Consider the following 17,143-nt stretch of genomic DNA (forward strand, 5'->3'; position numbering starts at 1 on the left):
GGCCAGCGGCAATTGGGAGGAACAGCGATGTCTTTCATGACCACGATGAAGCGCAAGGCGGTTCTGGGGGCGGCGGCCATGGGGGTGGCGCTCGCCACCCTGGTCCCGGCGCAGGCCGAGGAGATCACGGTCACCCATTGGGGCGTCCTGATGTACGGCGCCCCCTACGCCGTCGCCATGGAGAAGGGCTACTACAAGGAGCAGGGGCTGGACATCACCGGCGTCCTGACCTCCAAGGGCGGCGGCACGACCATGCGCAACGTCATGGCGGCGCCGATGCCCTACGGCGAGGTCGCCCTGTCGGCGGCGGTGGCGGCGATCAACCAGGGTCTGGACGTGAAGATCATCCACACCGGCGTCCGCACGGCGGGCGAGATCCTGTGGGTGACCAAGCCGGACTCCCCGGTCAAGACCGCCAAGGATCTGGACGGCAAGAAGGTCGCCTTCACCAGCCCGAAGTCGGTCACCGACATGCTGCTGACCATGGTGAAGGACAAGCACGGCATCACGGTGGACGGCGTGTCCGCGGGCGGCATCGGCGGCGGCCTGACCATGCTGGAGCAGGGCGGGGTGGCCGCCGCCCCGGTGATGGACCCGATCTGGGCGCGCGTGCAGAACAAGTACCGCATGGTCTTCGCGGTCGAGACCGAGCTGCCGACCATGGTGCAGACCGTGGGCGTCACCACGTCGGACTTCGCCGCGAAGAACGGCGACAAGCTGAGGAAGCTGATCGAGGCGCGGCGCAAGGGAGTGGACTTCGTCTACGCCAACCCCGAAGAGACCGCCAAGATCATGACCAAATACTACGACATCGACGAGGCGGTGGCGCTGCAGGCGCTGAAGAATCTGGCGACGATCAAATACTGGAGCGCCGGCGACTTCGAGTATGACGGGATGGACAACCTGATCAAGGGCCTGAAGATCATCGGTGAAGTCAAGGGCGAAGTCGACTGGTCGAAGCACTCTGACGCCACTTTCCTGAAATGATCGGTCTGAAGTAACCGCCCTGAAGAACATCCGCCTGACGCATCACGATGACCGGGAGGAAGCCCCCGATGAAAGCCAACGTCGCCGCCAAGCGCGACCTGCACGAGGAGGCGGGGGCCAACCCCGCTCCGGCCGTCCACGCCGAACTGAAGGGGGTGAGCCGCATCTACGGCGTTCCCGGCCACGGCGGGGTGCACGCGCTGGGCCCCGTCGACCTGACCCTGCGGCAGGGGGAGTTCTTCTCCGTCGTCGGACCGTCGGGCTGCGGCAAGTCCACGCTGCTCGACGTGTTGTCCGGCCTGTCCGTGCCGACCGAGGGGTCGGTGAGTTTCGAAGGCAAGCCGGTGGCCGGCAAGGTCCCGGACGGCGTCGGGGTGGTGTTCCAGGAGGACGCCACCTTCCCCTGGCTGACCGTGTGGGACAACATCGCCTTCGGCCTGCGCCGGGCGGGCGTCGATCCGGCGGAGATCGAACGGCGGGTCAATTACGCCGTCGGCTTCGTCGGGCTGAAGGATTTCGCCAAGGCCTATCCGGTGCAGCTGTCCGGCGGCATGCGCCAGCGCGTCTGCATCGCCCGCACGCTGGTGATGCGCCCGCGCCTGATCCTGCTGGACGAGCCGTTCGGCGCGCTCGACGCGCAGACCCGCCTGATCATGGGCGACGAGCTGCTGAAGCTGTGGCGCGAGACCGGGGCCACGGTGATGCTGATTACCCACGCGCTGGACGAGGCGGCCATGCTGTCGGACCGCATCGGCGTCATGTCGTCGCGGCCCGGGCGGATCATCGAGGAGATCGAGACGGGCTGGCCGCGCGACCGTGATTCCCGCATCGCCAGCGAGGACGGCTTCGGTCAGATCACCGCCCGGCTGTGGCGCCTGCTGCGCGAGGAGAGCCTGAAGGCGGCGGGCCTCGCCGGGGGTGGGTCGTGAGCTGGGCGGGCTGGCTCCGCCTGATCGTGGTGGGCGGCGCCGTCCTGCTGCTGGAGGTTCTGTGCCGGGCCGGCGTCATCGCCAAGACGGTTCTGCCGGCGCCCAGCGTCATGGCCGGCGACCTCTACCGCCTTCTCGCCTCGGGGGCGGCCAGCGCCGACATCGGCGAGACGCTGGGCAACGTCGCCATGGCGGTGATCGCCTCGATCCTGCTCGGCTTCGTCGGCGGCGTGGCGATCCACGCCATGCCGCGGGTGCGCCGGGCGCTCGACCCCTTCCTGGCGACCTACTACGCGGTGCCCTTCTTCGTCTTCTACCCGGTGCTGATCGTCATCTTCGGGCTGGGGGCGGCGCCCATCGTGGTGATCGGCACGCTGTTCGGCGTGGTGGCGATGCTGATCAACACGCTGAACGGGCTGGACCGGATTCCCCGCGTCCTTCTGAAGACGGCGCGCGTCCACGGCATGGACCCGGTGCGCACGGCGCTGATGGTCAAGCTGCCCAGCGCGGCGCCCTTCCTGTTCACCGGGGCGAAGCTCGCCATCGCCTACTGCTTCATCGGCGTCATCGCGGCGGAGTTCATCATGTCCTCCTCGGGCATCGGCTACAGCATCGCCTATGCCTTCAACAACTTCGACAATGCGCGGATGTACGCGCTGATGCTGTTCATCATCGTCCTGGTGACGGTGCTCAACGCGGTGCTCTTCACCTGGGAGCGCCGGATCATGCAGCGACGGAGGCGCTGACGGCCATGGACAGAAAGACCGATACGCTCCTCGTCATCGTCGCGCTGGTGGCCCTGTGGCAGGTCCTGCACTGGATCGTCGGCAGCGTCGCCCTGACCTCGCCCGCCGACACGCTGGCCCGCGCGGTGGAACTGCTGGGTTCCGCCACCTTCTGGCCGCACGTCGCGGAGACCGGCGTGGCGCTGCTCTATTCGCTGCTGCTGGCGGTGTTCGGCGGGCTGACCATCGGCATTGCTCTCGGCATCAACCGGCTGGCCGGGGAGGTGGCGGAGCCGATCCTGGTGTCGCTCTATTCGCTGCCCAAGATCACCCTCTACCCGGTGATCCTGCTGGCCTTCGGGCTGGGCCTGTCGGCCAAGGTGGCCTTCGGGACGATCCACGGCATCATCCCGGTGATCATCTTCACGATGAACGCGGTCCGCACCATCCCGCCGGTGATGCTGCGCAGCGCGCGGGTGATGCGCCTGTCGCCGCCCCAGCTCGTCTCCACCATCATCCTGCCCGCCGCCTTGCCGGAGCTGGTGTCCGGCCTGCGGGTGGGCTTTTCGCTGACCCTGCTGGGCGTGCTGATCGGCGAGATGTTCGCCTCGCAGCGCGGCCTCGGCTACCTCGTCATGAACGCCATCGGCGGGCACGACGTGCGCACCATGATGGCCGTGGTGCTGATCCTCGCCACCACCGCCGTGCTCATCAGCGCCGGCCTGCTGCACATCGACCGGCGCATGCACCGGCGGGCCTCGTAAAGACTTCCGGAGATTCCAACGACATGACCATATCCCTCAAGCCCAAGTCGCTCAAACAACGCCTGTCGCAGCCGGGCCTGATCTCGGCCCCCGGCGTGTTCGACATGATCTCGGCCAAGGTGGCGGACGGCATGGGGTTCGACGCGCTGTACATGACCGGCTACGGCACCGTCGCCAGCCATCTCGGCCTGCCGGACGCCGGGCTCGCCACCTTCAGCGACATGGTCGGCCGGGTGCGGGCCATCGCACGCGGCACCTCGACGCCGCTGATCGCCGACGGCGACACCGGCTACGGCGGCCTGCTGAACGTCGATTTCACCATCCGCGGCTACGAGGAGGCCGGGGCCGCCGCCATCCAGCTCGAAGACCAGGAATTCCCGAAGAAGTGCGGCCACACGCCGGGCCGCCGGGTCATCCCGATGGCCGACATGGTGCGCAAGATCCGTGTGGCCTGCGAGGCGCGGTCGTCGAGCGACTTCCTGATCATCGCCCGCACCGACGCCCGCACGACGCTCGGCCTCGACGAGGCGCTGCGCCGCGCCGACGCCTACGCCGAGGCCGGTGCCGACATCATCTTCGTGGAAAGCCCGGAGAGCGAGGCGGAGATGGAGCGGATCTGCCGGACCATCGGCAAGCCGCTGATCGCCAACATGGTGGAGGGCGGGCGGACGCCGGTGATGACCGGGGCGCAGTTGGAAAATCTCGGCTACCGCATCGCCATCTTCCCGGCCACCGGCTTCCTGGCGATGGCCGCGGCGTTGCGCAGCGCCTACGGCGAAATCCTCGCCAAGGGGTCGAGCGCCGAATATGCGGGCGACCTCTACCCCTTCCCCGACTTCACCCGCTTGATGGGCTTCGAGCGGGTCTGGGAGTTCGAGAAGCGTCATCCCGAGACGGAGTAACCGCCCGCCATCTCAGCTCTGCGGTGTTTTTCCGGGGGCACGGCAGGGGAACTCGACGGTGAATCGCGTTCCCTCGCCGGGCCGGCTGTCGAGCTGGATGGTGCCGCCGAGCTGGCTGGTGACGAGGTTGAAGACGATGTGCAGGCCGAGGCCGGTCGAGCCGGTGCCCCGCCGCGTCGTGAAGAAGGGTTCGAAGACCTTGATGTGGTTCTCCACCGGGATGCCGCAGCCGTCGTCCTGGTAGACCAACCGCACCCCGTCGTTCTCCAGCGTCTGCGCGGTGATGGCGATCCGGCCCTTCTCGCCTTCTCGGTAGGCATGGTTGACCGAGTTGGTGATGAGATTCGTCACGATCTGGGCGATCACACCCGGATAGCTGTCCAGTTCGATGCCCTTGGGGCACTCCAGCCGCACCTCGTGGCCGGGGCGGTGCCAGGTCGGGCGCAGGCTGACCAGAACCTCCTCCAGATAGCCGTGCAGGTCGAACCGCCGGCGGTCGCTGCGCGTCTGGTCCGAGGCGACCTGCTTGAAGCTCTGCACAAGGTCCGCCGCGCGGGTGGCGTTGCTGATCATCAGCGTGGCGGCGTCGCGCGCGGCCTGCATGAAGTCCTGGAAGTCGGCCCGGCGCATCTTGCCGGTGTCGGACAGCGTTTCGAGCGCGCTGATCTTCTCGCCGAGATAGGAGGCGCTGGTCATCACGATGCCGATGGGCGTGTTGATCTCGTGCGCTACCCCGGCGACGAGCTGCCCGAGAGAGGCCATCTTCTCCGCCTGGACGAGCTGCTGCTGGGCGGCCTTGAGCTGGGCATGGGTGGCGTGGAGCTGCTCGTGGGCGTCGCGCAGCTCGTTTTCGCGGCTGCGGTCCACCGTCACGTCCACATAGACCTGCACCATGCCGCCGTCCGGCATGGGATTGCTGCGGACCTGGATGACCCGCCCGTCGGCGAATTCGATCTCGCTGGGGCTGCTGACCAGGGGCGAGGGCACCAGCGCCGTCAGAAGCTGCCCGGAGGCGTTCACCGCGGCGCTCAGCTCCCGATACGGAACGCCGACCCGGCGCAGCGTGTCCGGCAGGCTGAAAAGCGCCATGGCCCGCTCGTTCCAGACGCGCAGCCGCTCCTCGGCGTCGAAGGCCGCCAAGCCGTCATACATGCTGGCCAGCGTGGCGCGCAGCAGCTGCGATTGCTCGGCCACCTCGCGCGTCCGCTCGGCCACCTGGGCTTCCAGCGTGCGGTTCAGCCGCTCCAGCCCATCGTAGAGACGGGCGTTCTCGATGGAGATGGCGATCTGCACCGACAGGAGGTCGAGCAGCTCCAGCCGTTCCGGGCTGAAGATGTCGGCGGCGAGGTTGTTCTCCAGATAGAGGATGCCGACCATCTGGTTGCGGTTGCGCAAGGGCAGGCACAGCACGGAGCGCGGCTGCGCCAGCCGCGTGTAGGCGTCGTACTGGAAATCGCCGTCGTTCGCGGCGTCGGCCAGAACCACCGGCTCCCCGGTCTGGATGACCGCGTCGACGACACCGCGCACCAGGACCGGCGCCGCGTCGTCGAGGGGGCGGGATTGCAGGACCTCCGCGGCGTCGCCCTCGCTCGTCGCGTCGGCCTCGATCCGCCACGCGCCGTCGGTCGGCAGCAGCAGGCAGCCCCGCGTCGCCCCGGCGTTGGTGATGACCAGCTTCATCAGCGTCCACAGCAGGTCGCCCAGGCGGATGTCCTGCGCCAGCGCCCGCGAGGTGCGGATCACCGTCTCCACATCCACCATGTGGGAGCTGGACCCGGAGGAGGAGCGCCGCCGCGACGAGGCGGTGACCGGGCGTTGCGGCGGGAAGCCGTCGTCGACGGGACCCTGGTCCGCCGCCGTCTCGCCGAACAGCTCGGCCAGCCGGGCGTCCAGCGCCCGGACCTTCGCCAGCGCGTCCCAGCGCCGGTAGGCGTGGCGGGCCTGGAACAGCATCGCCTTCGCCGTGAAGCGGTCGCCCCGCGCCAGCGCGGCCTCGCCGGCCCGCTCGCAGGCGAAGGCCTCGTCGTGGGTGAATCCCTGCTCGCGGGCGCTCTCCGCGGCGGTCTGGTAATGACGGTGCGCCTTGTCCAGCCGCCCGGTGGCGCGCAGCCGTTCGGCCACCACCAGCGCCAGCAGGTGGCGGAAATTGGTCGGCGCGTGGCGGACCGCACCGCGGAGCCGGCGCTCCAGCCCGAGCGCCGCGGCCCGCGCCCGTAGCCGCTCGGCGGGACGGAGGCGGTCCCAGGCGGCGAAGTCGATCAGGGCGGCGACCACCCGCATGCGCAGGTTCATCACCATGCCCATGGAGGCGTCGGCGAAGGGACGGCGCTTCGCCATGCAGCGCCGCGCCTCGTCGATCCGGCCGAACAGCAGGTTCAGATAGGCCAGATGGCTGTGCATCGTGTCCAGGGCAAGGCGGTTGCCGCTGGCGGCCAGCGCCGGGACGTCGCTCGCCTCCGTGACGTGGGGTCCGGCGAAAACGGTGGGGTCTTCGGACTCGCCCAGCAGGTTGGCGATGAGCTGCTGGTGGGGCCGCAAGACACCGGCCGCGGTCTGCTGGTTCAGACGCGCGATGGCGGCGGCGTGGCCCGCCGCGGTCTGCTGGAGCTGCCGCAGGGGATGGCCGAGAAACAGCCCTTGGGCGACGGCGTTGTTCAGGCAATAGGCGGCGTACTCGATGTCGCCGGTTTCCAGGCCGATCCGGTGGGCGTCGAGAAGGCCGGCCAGTGATTTGGCCACCGGCTGGTGCCACACCTCGATGAACAGATGGACCACGAACAGCGTCTGGGCGCGGCCCTGGTTGGCGTTCAGCCGGTCGAGCACGCGCAGCGCCACCCGCCCGTACATGGCGCCCGCCGGAACGTCGCCGAGCATCGCGCAATGCAGCAGCCCGTAGGTGGCGTAGGTGATGCCGGAGGCCGGCAGGATTCCCTCGGTCGCCGACAGGCGGACCATGCGCAGCAGCAGCACCGTGTAGAGGTTGGTGTCGTGCAGATAGGCGCTCGCCAGCACGCGCGACACGATGCGTCCGATCGTCAGCAGGCGCGGGTCGGTGAGGGGCGGGCGGTTGACGAGGTCCTCCTCGCCCTTGCCGCGCAGCGCCAGCTTGGTCGTGGCGAGTTCCTTGAGCACATGCCGGGTGTCCGCCCGCTCGGGGATCGGGCTGCCGAGTTGGCCCAGGGCGGTGCGGCAGGCGGCGAGCGCCGCCGGCAGGTTCTGCCGCGACACGTGCATCTGGATCTGCGTCTCGTAGGCCAGGGCGCGGTCCAGGACCGTGCGGGCGTTGGCCTCGATGGCCGCGGCCAGCGGGGTCGCCGCGGCGACGTCGCCGTTCACCGCCGCGATCTCCGCCGCTTCGGCGTGCAGGCTGAGCGCCAGCTCGTACAGGCGCGACCAACCGTCCGCGGGGAGCAGCCCGACCCCGGTGATGAGATAGTCGAAGGCCGGTCCCAGCGCCGCCGAGGCGCGCGCCGCCTGCCCGGCCAGCAGGTTGTAGTGGGCCAGCCGCTCCCTCTGCTCCGGCGACAGCAGGGTCACGGCACGGTTCAATTGGTTGGTGATCGCGAACAGCCGGTCCGCGGCCCGATCGCCGGAGGCGTTGCCGCCCCGTTCCAGGACGAGGCCGACGGCGAGATGGCAGGCCAGGGCGTCGGCGTCCCGCAACATGCTGTAGGCCGCCTGCTGCACCCGGTCGTGGACAAAGCGGTAGGTGGCGCGCGGCGACACGCTGTCCATGTCGGCGTAGCGGTAGGCGTCGCCCACCGGGACCACCAGCCCGCTGCGCAGGGCCGGCCACAGCGCCGCCGCCGTCGCGGCGGAGGTCCGCCGGCTCGCGTCGGCCAGCGTGGCGAGATCGAAGGCGCTGCCGATGCAGGCGGCGGTCTGGACAACCGCCAGCGTCTCGGCGGGCAGCTCGCGAATGCGGCGGACCACGAAGGTGACGACGTCGTCGACCATCCGTTCCATCCGCTGGGACTCGATGGCCTCCAGGTTCCAGTTCCACACCCCGGCGAGGCCGTCATAGGCGATCAGCCCGCCCTGCTCCAGCGACTCCAGGAATTGCCCAAGGAAGAAGGGGTTGCCCAGCGTGTTGGCGATCAGCCGTTCGGCCAGAGGGCGCACGTCGTCGGGGGCCGCGTGCAGCGTGTCGGACAGCAGGGCCACCACCGCGTCGGCGTCGAGCCCGCCGAGGGACACGTCGCGGACCGGAACGCCACGCTCGCCGAAGGTCTGGATCGTGTGGCGCAGCGGGTGGAGCGCGTCGACCTCGGTGTCGCGGCAGGTGCCGACCAGCAGGAAATGGCCGAGCTCCGGATCGCCCGCCAGCCCTTCCAGGAGTTTCAGCGTGGCGAGGTCGGCCCATTGCAGGTCGTCCAGGAACAGCACTAGCGGGTGCCCCGCCCCGGCGAAGGCGCGGACGAAATTGCGGAACACGTAGATGAAGCGCTCGTGCGCCTCCACCGGACCCAGTTCCGGCACCGGTGGCTGGGGGCCGATCAGCCGCTCGACGTGGGGGATGACGTCGGTGATGACCCGCCCGTTGGGGCCGAGCGCGGCGAGCAGCCGGGCGCGCCAGCGTGCCAGCGAGTCCGGGCCGGCGGCGAAGGTCTGCCGCACCAGGGTCTTGAAGGCCTCGATCACCGGGGCGTAGGGGATGTCGCGCTTCAGCGGCTCGAACTTGCCGGTGATGAAGAAGCCGTGGCGGGCGATCACCGGCTTGTGCAGTTCGCGGACCAGCGCCGATTTGCCCACACCCGAATAGCCGGAGATCAGCAGGGCCTCGAACCCGCTCGCGGCGGCGCGCCCGAAGGCGTCGAGAAGGACGCGGAACTGTGCTGTGCGGCCATAGAGCTTCTGCGGGATGCGCAGCACCGGACGGACGTCCCGGCTGGCCAGCGCGAAGGATTCGACGCGGCCGTGGCTGCGCCATTCGGTCAGGCAGCGTTCGAGGTCGGCGCGCAGGCCGAAGGCGCTCTGGTAGCGCTCCTCCGGATTCTTCGCCATCAGCCGGGCCACGATGGCGGACAGCGGCTCGGGAACCAGCGGGTTGAGCTTGTGCACGGGGACCGGCGTCCGCGCGATGTGGCAATGCACCAGCTCCAGCGGGTCACCGGACGGGAAGGGGGGCTGGCCGGTCAGGACGTCGTGGAAGGTGGCGCCCAGCGCGTAGAAGTCGGCGCGGTAATCCACCGACCGGTTCATGCGGCCGGTCTGCTCCGGCGCCATGTAGGCGAGCGTGCCCTCCATGGTGCCGACGTCGGGGTCGCCCGCCTCTTCCCGCGATAATTCCGACGCGATGCCGAAGTCGATCAGGTTGAACTGGCCGGTCGCCGGATTCCAGATCAGGTTGCCGGGGCTGATGTCCTTGTGGACGACTCCCGCGTCGTGCACGGCGGCCAGAGCGTCGACGGCCTGGAGCGCCATCCGCAGGAAGACCGCGACGTCCTCCGTCCGCACGTCGGGAAGGGCGTCCAGGGCCGTGCCGCCGATGTCGCGGAACACCATCATCAGCCCGTTGCCGTGGGGGACGCAGTCCAGCGCCTCCACGATCCCGGCGTGGCGCAACCGGCGGGTGATGGCGAATTCCCGCTGGAACGCCGCCTTGTCCTCGCCGCCGATGTCGTCGCCGGACAAGAACTTGCAGATGACGGGCAGGCCGTCGTCGCGCCGGACGGCGCGCAGCACGGTGGAGCGCGACCCCACATGCAGCGTTTCGACAACGCGGAAGCCCGGTAACGCCGGCACGGTTGCGGTGGGGATGGCCCCGATCACGACGCAGCATCCTTATGTCGCGTGGTTGCAGTATCCGTTATAGAAGGTCGCGCCACGGTGGAGCAAGCGCAGGGCGTGCCGGCCGGGGTTTTGCACGATTTTTGCTTGGCGATCGCACGGGGCATAGACCTGTAGCATCGGCGAAACGGCGTAATAGTTCAATTGCGGTAAGACAATTTATGCTAATCTCCTCCGCAATTTCTGACGAGAGCCGCGAAATTCCGCGGCGCCGTCACGGGGATGCCGGATCTGCGGGGGGAGAGCATGGCGAAGACGAGGGTTGCAATTTTGGGTGGTGGCGTCGGTGCCCTCACCACGGCGCATTTCCTGTCCGACACGGACGAGAAGCGGGCGCGCTACGACGTCACCATCTATCAGATGGGCTGGCGGCTGGGCGGCAAGGGCGCCACCGGGCGCGACCAGTGGAACCGCATCCAGGAGCACGGTCTGCACGTCTGGTTCGGCTTCTACAACAACGCCTTCAAGATGATCCAGGACGTCTTCGACGTCTGGAAGCGCTCGCCGGACAACAGCTTCCAGTCCTGGCGGGACGTTCTGAAGCCGCAGCGCTTCACCCCCATCGGCATGGTGCTGGACGGCGGCAAGCCCGCCTATTGGCCGCTGACCTGGCCGGTGCTGGGCGGCGAGCCGGGCTCGGCCAACGTGATGCCGACCCTGCCGCAGGCCATCGCGTCGCTGGTCGGCGTGGTGCGCGACGTGTTCGAGAACTGGGATGAACTGAGCGGCCTAATCGTCGACGGCAAGCTGGTCCACATCGACGGCCGCACCGTCGCTCCGATGCCCGTCCTGCCGGCCGACCAGCAGGTCCTTCCGGCGCCGCTCGCCACCCGCTTCGCCGACGCGATCCGAAGCTGGAAGGACCGGGAGGTCCGCCATCTGGCGCAGGCCGAGGCGCTGGTGAAGGGCGCCGCCGTGACCACCGCGAAGGACGCCGCCGTCGCCGCCCACCGGCTGATCCGGGCGCTGGCGGATGGGCCGGGTTCCGCGCCGTCGGCGATTCCGCCGGTGGGGCATTTCCACGACCTGATGACGCTGCTGCGGCTGATCGAGGCCGCGGCGGCCACCTTGCCGCGCAACCATGTGGCGCGTGACCTGCTAGCCTTCGTGCTTCCCTTCACCGTCGGCATCATCGCCGATTTCGGGATCGAGAAGCGTACCGCCGATTCGCTGGACGATCTGGAATTCACCGACTGGCTGATCCGTCATGGCGGCGACGCCGAGGCGCTGAAGCAGAGCTGCTCGCTGCGCACCTGCTACGACACTTTCATGCAGTACAAGGACGGCGACTACCGTCAGCCCAACTGGGGTGCCGGTGTCGCGGCGCTGTCCTGCGTGCGCATGTTCGCCACCTGCCGCGAATCGGTGATGTGGAACATGGAAGCGGGTATGGGCGAGGTCATCATCGCGCCCATCTACCAGACCCTGCTCCAGAACGGCGTGAAGGTGAAGTTCTTCCGCCGCGTCGAGGACATCGGCCTGTCCGACGACCGCGCGCTGGTCGAGACCGTCCGCCTCGCCCGGCAGGTCGATCTGGCCGACGGCGGGGACGACTACCAGCCGCTGATCACCGTGCCGCTGGAGGACAAGAAATTCCTGCTGGCTTGGCCGCTGGAACCGCTGTGGGGCCAGATCAAGGACGCCGACAAGGTCCAGGCGGCGCTCGCCACCAACAACTCCTCGCTTGAATCGCACTGGTGCGCGTGGGAGCCGGTCGGGACCGAGACGCTGCAGCGCGGCCGCGACTTCGACATCGCCGTCCTCGGCATCTCCATGGGCGGCTTCAAGGCGATGAACGACCAGCCGACCCTGGCGGCGGAGCTGCAGGCGGCCTCGCCGGCCTTCAACGCGATGACCAGCAACATCGGAATCATCCCGACGCTGTCCATGCAGCTGTGGTGCGGTCCCGACCTCAAGGGGCTGGGCTGGGAGCCGGGCCAGCCGGCCGCCGTCGCCGGGCCGGAGCCCTGGTCGATCTGGGCGGAGATGGGCCAGACGCTGCCCTACGAGTTCCGCCCCGGCGGGACCGGTGCGCCCCAGTCTGAAACGCCAAAGTCGGTGCATTACATCTGCGGCGTCTGGCAGACCGGTCTGGTCGCCCGTCCGACCACCGACCTCGAGGTGCCGAAGGAGGCGCTGGACACGGTGACGAACAGCGCAGCGGAGTGGCTGGACGCCTATATGGGCAATTTCTGGCCGAAGGCGACGGTGTCCGGCCATGGCGGCGTCGGCTTCAATTGGAACGTCCTCTACGACCCGTGGAACGGCACCGGGCGGGAGCGGCTGTCGCACCAGATCATCCGCGCCAACGTCGATCCCACCGAAACGCTGCCGGGCAGCGCCGCCGGCTCCACCCAGTACCGGCTGCGCACCGACGCGAGCGGGTTCTACAACCTGTTCCTGGCCGGCTGCTGGGTCCGCACCGGCTTCAACACCTCCTGCATCGAGGCGACGGTGATGTCCGGCATGCAGGCGGCGCGGGCGATCTCCGGGACGCCGCTGTTCATCTCCGGTGAGAACTTCCTGAACGGGGCGCCGTCGTGACCGCCCCCCGCTACGTCTCCTTCGCCGGGCACGGCGAGGTGTCGATCGCCGCACCCGGCGTCTTCACCGACAGCCTCGCCACCGCCTTCGTCGTGCGCAGCAACCCGGTGAACACCCAGGCGCTGGTCGACAAACTGCTGAACGCGGCGCCCGCCGGCGCGGTGCGCTACACGGTGGCCGGGCCGGTGGCGCTGTGCACCTTCCTGTCGGTCGGGCGCTGCACCAGCCCGACCGAGCCGTTCGGTTGGATTCCCTACCGGGAGGCCTCGCTGTGGCTGCCGCTGATCGAGCATCGGCCCGGCCACTGGCCGCGGCTGGTGCTGTGGATGCCCTACGTCTTCCCGGACGCGACCATTCCGCTGGTCTGCGGGCGCGAGGGCTGGGGCTTCGCCAAGTCGCTGGGCCGCATCACGCTGCCGGAGGAGGGGGCCGAGGCGCCGCGCTTCGTCTGCGAGACGACGCTGTTCCGCACCCTGTCCTCCGACTGCGAGGGGGTGTTCGCCCCCCTGCTGACGGTGGAGGGCGGGCCGTGGACCCCCGGATCGGCGTGGCAGAGCCTTGAGGATCTCGCCGCCGACCTCGGCGACGCGCTGAAGGCCCTGCTGCGCCCCGGCGGGCTGGTCGAGGGGGTGGAGGTCGCCGTCAAGGCGGTGGAATCTTTGCTGGCCGGCACGGTGCCGGTCATCAACCTGAAGCAGTTCCGCGACGCCCCGGACAGCGAGCTGGCCTGCTATCAGGCGCTGATCGACTGCCCGATGCACGTCGACCGCTTCCGTGGCGCCTGGCCGATGCGGGGCGACTGGACGCTGCGGGTGGCCGACTATGCCAGCCATCAGGTCATCTCGGACTTCGGCTTCGCGGCCGGGCCGGATGGCAGCGCCACCGTCCATGTGGATTTCGCCATGCAGATCCACATGGACTTCCGCGCCAACCCCGGCCGGGTGGTTTGGCAGGCGGAGTGAGGAAAGGGGTGCCGGCCCCGGAAAGGGCCGGCACCTTCTTTAGAACGAGGCGGTGAGGCTCAGCGCCACGATGTCGGTGCCGTTGCAGAACTTCCCCGGATTGACCGCGGAGCCGTTGGGCGGCGTGCCGTTGCTCACGCATTCCTGGAAGCCGTGGGAAAAGGCGCCGTCCAGCCGCAGTGTCTCGGAGACGGCATAGCCGACGCCGAAGCCGGCGTGCTTGGTGATGACCACCGGGATCACCGAGACGATGTCCTGCGCCGGGGCGGTCTTGTCGGCCCAGCGGAAGCCGGCGCGCAGGGTCAGCGCGTCGGTCACCTGGTAAGCGCCGCCGATGGCGAAGATGTTGATGTCGCGGTAGCGCTGCGGCAGCGTCTCCCACACCGTGCCGAGGCCCGGCACGTCGACACGGATGTTGTACTGGCGCAGCGCCTGCGCCCAAAAGGCCCGCCGGTAGTCGAAGGCGACGGTCAGGTCGGGCCGCACTCGGTGGCTGACGCCGATTCCGAACTCGGCGGGGAGCTGGAAATTGCCCAGCGTGTATTTCGCGGGCTGGGTCAGCCGCGACCCGTCGGGCGCCAGCACGATCACCGAGCCGTCGCCGGTCAGGTTGTTGAGCGCCGTGCGGAACTGGTAGAAGGCGCCGACGGTGGTGTCGGCCTGCGGCTTCCAGGTCAGGCCGAGCCGGCCGCTGACCCCGTCGCCCTCCACGCCGGCGCGGGCGATCGACGGGTCGAAGATGTCGAAATAGACGCCGCCGCCCATCCCGACCATGGCGCTGGCCGCGCCCAGCATCGGCCCTTGTCCAGTCAGTCGCCCGGTGGCGGCCAGCGCGCCGAGCTGGTCGGCCCCCTGGAGGACGCGGAAGCCCAGGCCTGCCCGCACATAGTCGATGGCGCCCGCCACCGTGACCTTCGGCGTCACGTCCCAAGCGGCGGCCAGCGGGACGCGCATGAACATCGCCTCGCTGCCGGTGCGCAGCCCGCTGTCGACGCCGGACGGCAGGCGGGCCATGAAGCTGCCCTCGCCGTACTCGGTGCCGAAACCGCCCTGGGCGTAGGCGCCCAGCCCGAGGGCGAGAGTCTCATGCCGCCAGACGAAGCCGCCCTGGGGGATGTAGTAGCCCTGGAAGGGGAAGGTGTCCTTGCCGTGCGCCACCTCGCCGGTTTGCGTCTGCGTGGCGCGCAGCCCGGTCGGGGCGGCAACCACCAGCCCGCCCTCCAGGTAGGAGGAGGAGCGCTGGGTCAGGGTTGCCGGGTTGAAGATCATGGCGGCGCCGCCGATGTCGGACGCCGCCCCGGTGCCGCCCATGCCCATGGACACGGCCCCGAACCCTTCGAAGGTGTAGACGTCGGTGGCATGGGACGGAAACGCGGCGGCCAGGGTGGCCGCCGCGGCAAACGCTGCGATTACGCGCATTGAATCAGGGTTCTCAATCGGACGGGGTGAGGTCGATGGTCTGGCGGGCGATGGCCTCGGCGGCCTGCTTTCCGGACAGGACGGCGATCTCGGCGCTGCCCGCGCTGAACCAGGTCCGCGTCCAGTCACCCGCCAGGAAGGCGTTGACGAAGCCGCTGTCGCCCGGCGTCAGCCGGGTCTCCACCGTCGCCGGGAAGCACTGCACGTAAAGCTCCGACGGGTCGAGGTTGTAGCGGTAGTAGGAGGAATAGACCTGGCTCTGGTCGAACACGCCGTCCTTGACCGTGTTCGGCCACAGAACCCCGATGTTGGCGTTCAGCCACTGCGTGGCGTCCCGGCGGACGTCCGCGGCCATCCGCTGCGGCAGGCCGCAGGCGTAGGGCGGGGCGCCGGCTGGCCAGCGGGCGGTGCCGCAGAAATACTCCACGGCCTTGACGGTGCCGGGCGGCCAGGATTCGGCGGGGATGAGGTGGCTCATCTCGCCCCAGCTGTCGAGTTCCTCGACATAGCTGGTCATGGCGGTCGGGCCGGCCTTCCAGCCCATCTCCTCGATGCTCGGCGTCATCCACAGCTGGACCGCCTGGGTCGGCACCGCCGGGGTGACCTCGACCATCTGCTTGAAGCGCAGATTGGCGTCCATCAGCTCGGCCGCCGGGTCGGCCAGCGCGGCGGGCGGCATGGCCAGAACGACGAGGTCGAAATCCTTGCCGACCTCCAGCACCGATTCCCCGGCGGTGCAATGGCAGAACACCGATTCCAGGTTGATGCCGGCGTCGCGGATCTTGTCGCCGTCGACGATCTGGCTCCAGTCCGGCTCGGACGGCCAGCAGTAGAGCCACTTCCCGTCGTCGCCGTAGCCGACCTTGACGAACGGGTCGTAGGCGCCGTTGACGAGATCGACCTGCCGGTTCAGGCGCACCCGCTCCACCCAGGCGCCGTTTTCCGAGGTTTCCAGCTTGGTCAGGCGGTGGAACAGCTTGATGTCCACCCCACGCTGCTTCAGCACGAACCAGGCTGGCGTGAAGACGGTGTCGCCCATGCCGGCGTTCATCTTCCACAGCGGCGCGCCCTTGTAGGCGAAGCCCATCAGCAGAAGGATCTCCGCCGCCGCACCGGCGGCGAAGCGCGCGTTCTCCGGCCCGTCGGTCGCTTCGCCGTTCTTGTAGGAGAAGCACATGTCGTAGAGCAGGCGCACCGGCGCCGACCACGCGAAGGTCTCGGAGATGCCGTTCTTCTGCAGCCACTCGCGGAAGTCCTCGCCGTTGATGCGGTCGAAGCCGTCCTTGCCGTAGGGCAGCACGTCGGCGAAGCAGCCGATGGCGAAGGCGAGGCCGAAATCGGCGAAGCAGGCGAATTCCCAGCCCTCGTCCGACAGCTTCAGCAGCGGTTCCAGGACCGCCTGGAAGCCCTTCTGGACGAGCTTGAGCAGATCGACGATCAGCCCGTGGTCCAGGGCGCCGTCGCCCGCCTCCTCGATGTGGGCGCGCGCCTTGTCAAGGGCGTCCAGCCCGAGCTTGGCGGTGAGGTGGCCGGGCAGATGGTCGTGCTTGGCGACCAGATTCTGCAGCGCACCGATCAGGAAGGCCGCGAAGCCGTTCGGGCCGAGCGACCGCGGGTCGCCGGGCGTGCCGGAGCGCTCGGGGAAGTCGAGGTTCCAGGAGTGCCAGCGGGTCTTGCCGAAGCGCGGGATGTCCTGCATCAGCGTCACCTGATACAGCGGGCGGAAGGCGTCCTGCCAGGTCTGGAAGGCGTAGTCGGCGGGCTTGTCCCACTCCGCGTAGGCGCCGCGCACCATCCGGAAGGCGTTGTCGTAGAAGCCCAGGAAGATGTGCAGCCCGTGCTCCTCGATGCGCTGGCCCTGCTTGGCGTTGCGGCCGCTGGCCCCCTTGCCGCCCAGCCGCCAGCCGTGGCTGACCAGCGTCACGTCGAACGTCTCGCGCAACGCCTCGGTCGCCGTGAGAGTCAGCGCGGCGGACACGCCCCCAAGCCCGCCGCCCAGCACCAGCACACGCGTCTTTCCCATCGCAGCCACCCCGAGCCCCCGGTTGTTTTGCCGGGGGATTGTGCTTGGCATCGCCGGTTGTCGCAATGGGATTAAGACGAATGCGAACATTCCGCCGC

The 17,143-nt window shown here is 69.1% G+C and carries 10 protein-coding genes; 7 read left to right on the forward strand and 3 right to left on the reverse strand.

The window, feature by feature from the left end; genetic code table 11:
• Positions 1–27: 27 nt before the first annotated feature.
• The 5 genes from ACFPMG_RS01235 (at position 28) to ACFPMG_RS01255 (ending at position 4,307) form a co-directional block, all read left to right on the forward strand.
• Positions 28–987: an ABC transporter substrate-binding protein gene (locus ACFPMG_RS01235; RefSeq protein WP_376993441.1), complete on the forward strand. Its 960-nt coding sequence runs from the start codon at positions 28–30 to the stop codon at positions 985–987.
• Positions 988–1,055: 68 nt separating this feature from the next.
• Positions 1,056–1,916 (forward strand): ABC transporter ATP-binding protein, encoded by an 861-nt coding sequence (locus ACFPMG_RS01240; protein ID WP_376993442.1) that lies wholly within the window; start codon positions 1,056–1,058, stop codon positions 1,914–1,916.
• Positions 1,913–2,662, forward strand: coding sequence for an ABC transporter permease (locus tag ACFPMG_RS01245; RefSeq protein ID WP_376993443.1), 750 nt, complete (start codon positions 1,913–1,915; stop codon positions 2,660–2,662). The genes ACFPMG_RS01240 and ACFPMG_RS01245 overlap by 4 nt, the downstream gene beginning before the upstream one ends.
• A 5-nt stretch (positions 2,663–2,667) precedes the next feature.
• Positions 2,668–3,405 carry an ABC transporter permease gene (locus tag ACFPMG_RS01250; RefSeq protein ID WP_376993444.1) on the forward strand — a complete coding sequence of 246 codons (738 nt, stop codon included), beginning with the start codon at positions 2,668–2,670 and terminating at the stop codon, positions 3,403–3,405.
• 23 nt (positions 3,406–3,428) lie between these two features.
• Positions 3,429–4,307, forward strand: a complete 879-nt coding sequence (locus tag ACFPMG_RS01255; RefSeq protein ID WP_376993445.1) for an isocitrate lyase/PEP mutase family protein — start codon at positions 3,429–3,431, stop codon at positions 4,305–4,307.
• A 12-nt stretch (positions 4,308–4,319) separates the two neighbouring features.
• On the opposite strand, the gene ACFPMG_RS01260 is transcribed toward ACFPMG_RS01255, so the two are convergent.
• Positions 4,320–10,079, reverse strand: a complete 5,760-nt coding sequence (locus tag ACFPMG_RS01260; RefSeq protein WP_376993446.1) for a trifunctional serine/threonine-protein kinase/ATP-binding protein/sensor histidine kinase — start codon at positions 10,077–10,079, stop codon at positions 4,320–4,322.
• A 264-nt stretch (positions 10,080–10,343) separates the two neighbouring features.
• Here ACFPMG_RS01260 and ACFPMG_RS01265 point away from each other — a divergent pair, with 264 nt between their 5' ends.
• Both ACFPMG_RS01265 and ACFPMG_RS01270 read left to right on the forward strand, forming a co-directional pair.
• Complete coding sequence (locus ACFPMG_RS01265; protein ID WP_376993447.1) at positions 10,344–12,641, forward strand: NAD(P)-binding protein; 2,298 nt, start codon at positions 10,344–10,346, stop codon at positions 12,639–12,641.
• On the forward strand, positions 12,638–13,603 hold the full coding sequence (locus ACFPMG_RS01270) for an acetoacetate decarboxylase family protein (RefSeq protein ID WP_376993448.1): 966 nt from the start codon (positions 12,638–12,640) through the stop codon (positions 13,601–13,603). Before ACFPMG_RS01265 ends, ACFPMG_RS01270 begins: the two co-directional genes overlap by 4 nt.
• A 39-nt stretch (positions 13,604–13,642) precedes the next feature.
• Here the strand turns inward: ACFPMG_RS01270 and ACFPMG_RS01275 are convergent, their stop codons facing one another.
• The gene (locus tag ACFPMG_RS01275; protein WP_376993449.1) at positions 13,643–15,022 is read right to left on the reverse strand and encodes an OmpP1/FadL family transporter; all 1,380 of its coding nucleotides are present in this window, start codon (positions 15,020–15,022) and stop codon (positions 13,643–13,645) included.
• Between the two features lie 13 nt (positions 15,023–15,035).
• On the reverse strand, positions 15,036–17,045 hold the full coding sequence (locus ACFPMG_RS01280) for an NAD(P)-binding protein (protein ID WP_376993450.1): 2,010 nt from the start codon (positions 17,043–17,045) through the stop codon (positions 15,036–15,038).
• Positions 17,046–17,143: the final 98 nt, after the last annotated feature.

It is taken from the genome of Azospirillum himalayense, assembly GCF_042657465.1.
Lineage (GTDB): Bacteria > Pseudomonadota > Alphaproteobacteria > Azospirillales > Azospirillaceae > Azospirillum > Azospirillum himalayense.